Origin of the sequence: Caballeronia glebae, assembly GCF_001545035.1 — a bacterium.
Classification (GTDB): Bacteria; Pseudomonadota; Gammaproteobacteria; order Burkholderiales; family Burkholderiaceae; genus Caballeronia; species Caballeronia glebae.
The window spans coordinates 1-4,563 of sequence record NZ_FCOJ02000127.1; the positions used below are offsets into that span (position 1 = coordinate 1).

At 58.2% G+C, this 4,563-nt stretch carries 5 protein-coding genes; 3 read left to right on the forward strand and 2 right to left on the reverse strand.

Annotation, left to right across the window (positions count from 1 at the left end; genetic code table 11):
- Positions 1 to 60 precede the first annotated feature (60 nt).
- A complete protein-coding gene (locus AWB82_RS36045; RefSeq protein ID WP_086974020.1) occupies positions 61 to 534 on the reverse strand; it encodes a cytochrome b in 474 nt (157 codons plus the stop codon).
- Positions 535 to 679: 145 nt separating this feature from the next.
- Between AWB82_RS36045 and AWB82_RS36050 the strand changes: the two genes are divergently transcribed.
- Complete coding sequence (locus AWB82_RS36050) at positions 680 to 1,231, forward strand: response regulator (RefSeq protein WP_086974021.1); 552 nt, start codon at positions 680 to 682, stop codon at positions 1,229 to 1,231.
- An 18-nt stretch (positions 1,232 to 1,249) separates the two neighbouring features.
- Here the strand turns inward: AWB82_RS36050 and AWB82_RS36055 are convergent.
- Positions 1,250 to 2,385, reverse strand: a protein-coding gene (locus AWB82_RS36055) for an IS3 family transposase (RefSeq protein ID WP_407643089.1) whose coding sequence is annotated in 2 segments (ribosomal slippage) — positions 1,250 to 2,121 and positions 2,121 to 2,385 — 1,137 coding nt in all. Because the reading frame shifts where the segments join, the coding sequence is not laid out codon by codon here.
- Between AWB82_RS36055 and AWB82_RS39315 the strand changes: the two genes are divergently transcribed.
- Both AWB82_RS39315 and AWB82_RS36065 read left to right on the forward strand, forming a co-directional pair.
- Complete coding sequence (locus AWB82_RS39315; RefSeq protein WP_086974024.1) at positions 2,272 to 2,628, forward strand: helix-turn-helix domain-containing protein; 357 nt, start codon at positions 2,272 to 2,274, stop codon at positions 2,626 to 2,628. The genes AWB82_RS36055 and AWB82_RS39315 overlap by 114 nt on opposite strands.
- Entirely contained in the window at positions 2,625 to 4,076 is a 1,452-nt protein-coding gene (locus AWB82_RS36065; protein WP_086974023.1) for an ATP-binding protein, read from the forward strand. Before AWB82_RS39315 ends, AWB82_RS36065 begins: the two co-directional genes overlap by 4 nt.
- Positions 4,077 to 4,563: the final 487 nt, after the last annotated feature.

The following is a 4,563-nucleotide window of genomic DNA, read 5'->3' on the forward strand; positions in this document are numbered from 1 at the left end:
GCAACACTCGCTTCGGCAGCTCAACCTCATGGCTCTAAACATTAAAACCGCTGTTGCACTTCAACCTTGAAACCGCCCCGCAAGAAGTACCCATGCGAGCACGCTATGAACGTCGCCGAGCGCCATTCCAGCGGGAGACCCCTTTGAGGCAAGCGCCGGATAGGGAACCATGCCCAAGAGCTTCCCCATCCAGCCGCGTGCCGATGCATTGGCCCATCCAGCCAGCGGCACAGCAAGAAGCAAGATGTAAAGAAGGAAATGAGTCGCTTTTGATGCGAACATTAGCTGCGGCGAGAGCTTAGCCGGGTCCGGCGTATGGGTCATGCGCCAGATGAGTCGAATTACCATCGCTGCGACAATGGCTGCACCGACGCTCAAGTGCCACGCTATCTCGCCAGTCGGCAACGTGTCACGATGCACGTCCGGCATCGTCCATCCGATGATGAACTGAGCCAAGATGAGACCCGCGATGAGCCAATGTAGACCGCGGGCGACCGGACTGTAGACGAACTTCTGCGAATGATTCTCAACCACTTTGCGTTCGGCTCCTGATTAAATGCGAAAGGGTTGATGCTAGCGCGTCCGACCTGAAGACAACCTTAACGGCTAGTGCCCGCATCGACGATTGACCCCTTAGACTATCGACGAAAATCTTAGTGGCAGACCTGGTGGAACGAATATGCGCATCCTGTTGGTTGAAGATGATGACCTTATCGGCAGCGGGCTCGAAGTCGGTCTGCGTAATGCTTTCTTCGCGGTTGACTGGGCAATGGATGGACATCACGCCCAGCTTGCGCTGTCGACCACACGCTATGACATGGTTGTGCTCGATTTGGGATTGCCCGGTCTTTCGGGAACGAGTCTGCTCGCTCATCTGCGTGCGCAAGGCAACGCCGTGCCTGTGCTCGTGCTTACAGCGAGGGATACCACCGCAGACCGGATAGCAGGATTGGATGCCGGCGCCGACGACTACGTTGGAAAGCCTTTTGACCTGGGCGAGGTCATCTCGCGCTGTCGGGCTTTGATGAGGCGTTCGCAAAACCGCGCTGCAGAGAAACTCGTATGGCACGACCTGACCGTGAATCCAGCGGCGATGAGCGTAATGAAGGGCGGCGCGCCCCTCCAGCTCACCTCGCGCGAATTCGGCGTACTGGTTCATCTGCTAGTGCACGTTGGCGAACCGCAACGAGAGGTGGCCTCATTCGTTCGGACAGGATCCGCCAGTTTTTAAGTGGAATCGCTGAGGCAATCAAGCTGCCGATTTTATCGCTGGCAGCGTGGCGAAGTATGCTTCATCCGGTGTCTGATCGGCCAGCCTGGAATGAGGCCGATTCTGGTTATACCAGCTCAGGTAGTTGCCGATTGAGCGGCGGGCGTGGCTGATCGAGTCGTAGGCTTTCAGATAGACTTCCTCATATTTGACGCTGCGCCACACCCGTTCAACGAACACGTTGTCACGCCAGGCGCCTTTTCCATCCATGGACAGAAGAACGCTCCGGCTGAGCACCGCGTCGGTGAATTCGGTTGCGGTGAACTGGCTGCCTTGATCCGTGTTGACGATCTCAGGCAGGCCGTATTTCGCAAACGCTTCCTCCAGCGCCTCGACAGCATGGCAGCTCTCCAGCGTGATCGCCACCCGGTGTGCCAGCACCCGACGACTCGCCCAGTCCACGACAGCCGTCAGATATACGAAGCCGCGCGCCATCGGGATATAGCTCGTATCGAGCGCCCAGACCTGATTGGCCCGGTCGATTTTCCGGTTGCGAAGCAGGTACGGCCAGATCCTGTGGGCTGCATGCTTGCGGCTCGTGTTTGGCTTGCGATACAGCGCTTCGACACCCATGCGCTTCATCAAGGTGCTGACGTGTCTGCGTCCGACCTTGATACCTTCGCGACGCAGCAGCCGTGCCAGCATTCGCGCCCCCGCAAATGGATGCTCGAGGTGAAGCTCGTCAATCCGGCGCATCAATTTCAGATCCGCTTCGCTGACCCCGCGCGATTGGTAATAGGCGCTCGACCGGCTGATGCCTACCAGCCGCGCCTGCTGTGTCACCGGCAGGGCGTGATCACGATCGATCATCGCCTTACGCTCAGCAGTCCCGCCTTGCTGAGCGCGCTTTCTAAAAAATCGTTCTCCAGCGTCAATTGCCCGATCTTCGCGTGCAGTACCTTCACGTCGACTGGCGGTGCCGCTGGCGCCGAGTTGCCCGCGTCGAACACATCGGCAACCCGCTCCTGCAGTTGCTTCTTCCAGTCCGTAATCTGGTTCGGATGGACATCAAACTGCTGGGCCAGCTCTGCCAGCGTCTTGTCGCCCTTGAGCGCTGCCAGGGCCACCTTTGCCTTGAACGCTGGCGAGTGGGTCCGTCGGTTTCGTTTCGTCATCTTCTGGTTCCTTGTTGCCGGCCATTATGGCCGACTCACGCCCCAGCTTTTCCACTCAAGGAACTGTCCGAATTCCCGAAGCCACCTCTACGGAAGGCCAAAATTGAGGAAAGTATCTACGGGTGGGACGAAGAGGTGGAGAGCAATGCCATCGAGGTCTATGTATCTGGGCTCAGAAAGAAACTCGGCATGGACGCGATTCGAACGATTCGCGGGGTGGGTTACGTGATGGAGAAACCATGAGCCTGAGGCCGCCGTCCATTCGAAACCGCTTGATGTGGCTTGTCCTGCTGAGTGTCGGGCTTTCGTGGGCCGCGATGTTCGCATGGAGCTTCCACGCGGCGCGGCATGAAGTCACGCAGTGGGACGAATCGCGACTCGTTCAGCTTGTTCCGCTGCTTTCCCGACTTGATGCCGACGACTTAGCGAAGTTAGCAGAGCACGGCATCGATGCTCGTAACGAGATTCCCCATCATTCTCGTTCCGTCGAACGTGACTCTGACTACGGCGACCGCTTTGTGCATTTTCTTGTGACGGGCCGAGATGGCGGAACTATCGCCAGAAGCAGTGATTTTCCCGTTAGCGACTCCGCCGCCTATCCTCGTAACGCAATTACGGAGGTCGAGGCGCAAAACGGAAGGTGGTTGCTGTACAACGCTCGCGATGCCCGAAGCGGAAGAACCATCAGCCTCATGGAACCGGTCAACGAACAAAGCGACCTGGTAAGCGGCGTGGCGGCACGCATCGCGAGACCCGTTCTTCTCATCCTTCCCGTCATGATGGGTTTGGTGTGGTTTAGCATCGGATTCAGCCTTCGGCCCCTTGCGTCGCTTTCGAAGGCAGTACAGGCTCGGGACGGTCAGAATCTTCGACCCATCGAAATTGCGCGCTCTCCAAGGGAGTTCGGCGCGGTCGTGACAGCAACGAACGGTCTCCTTGAGCGTCTGCGCATGTCGCTCGCTCGGGAGCGGACTTTTACGGCGGATGCTGCGCATGAACTGAAGACGCCGCTCGCGGCCGTCAAAGTGCAAGCGCAAGTCGCGATGGCTTCGAACGATGCTGGTCAACAGCGTCTCGCGCTGGAGCGAGTCATCCTTGGGGTAGACCGGAGCGCTCACCTTGTCGAGCAATTGTTGTTGCTCGCGCGTCTCGATGAGGAGGCGGGACTCAAATTGTCAACGTTTGCGCTCCGCGATGTTATTGCTGAGGCAGTAGCCTTCAGACGACAGGTGGCCAATGACAAATCGATAAGCCTGAGAATCTCCGGTGACGGACGAGCCGAAGTCCATGCGGACCGAGTTCTCATGCGCGTATTGGTCGACAATCTACTCGATAATGCAATTAAGTATGGAAAGACCGGAGGAACGGTCGATTTCAATCTCGGCATGGATGCGCTATCTGTTCGTTTGACAGTTCGTGATGATGGCCCGGGGGAAAGTGGTGAGGAGATGGACCGCCTGACGCACCGATTCTTCAGGGGCTCATCAGCGACTGCAAGTGGAAGCGGGCTGGGTCTGTCAATCGTTTCCCGGATTGCAATTCGATGCGGAAGCGAGATGCGACTTGAGACTGGTCTCAACGGTCAGGGGCTCGGGGTATGCTTCGCGTTTCCGGTAGAGCCGTATTCCAGCAATCTCGCGAGTTCGTCAGGAAGCTCTGCTGCTCACCGCAATCGACCAGTGGCGGCGTGAGTGCCGCTCGTTAGCGTCAGCAGCCGTATCGCACTGTGCACGACGGCCGAACGAGAAATTCTCGCTTGGACAGCCGAAAGTAAAGAATCACCAGCCCAGACGAGGGACCTCTGCAATCGACCCGTTGTTCGACGCTCCGCCAGTCTGGTTCGGGCTGCATCCCTAAGCGGTCACTCACGGATCGGCGCCGGTCAAATCAAAGCATGCCCTCCGCGATTCCAGGGCGGATCACCACAAGCGGATCTGACAAATTCACTCACTCGGCACTGGGAAAACGTCGCCGACGCGACATGCGTCGCTTATCGTGGCTATGCGACTCAGACCATCTGCGGATAGCGAATGGATTGAGCGGCCGAGTCCAGCACGGCGAGTTCGCCGGCTCGCCGTCCCGACTCTGCTACGCGCATTCTTGCGCTTGCTCAGGTAACGCGCACGAACTCTCCTTCGGCGAAGAACCACGCCGACATCGTCCGCGCCAGCTCGAGCA

What these genes read in the sequence shown, in the direction of transcription:
- AWB82_RS36065 (WP_086974023.1), top strand. Translation starts at nt 2,625, where the DNA reads ATGAGCCTGAGGCCGCCGTCCATTCGAAACCGCTTGATGTGGCTTGTC.
- AWB82_RS39315 (WP_086974024.1), top strand. Translation starts at nt 2,272, where the DNA reads ATGGACATCAAACTGCTGGGCCAGCTCTGCCAGCGTCTTGTCGCCCTT.
- AWB82_RS36050 (WP_086974021.1), top strand. Translation starts at nt 680, where the DNA reads ATGCGCATCCTGTTGGTTGAAGATGATGACCTTATCGGCAGCGGGCTC.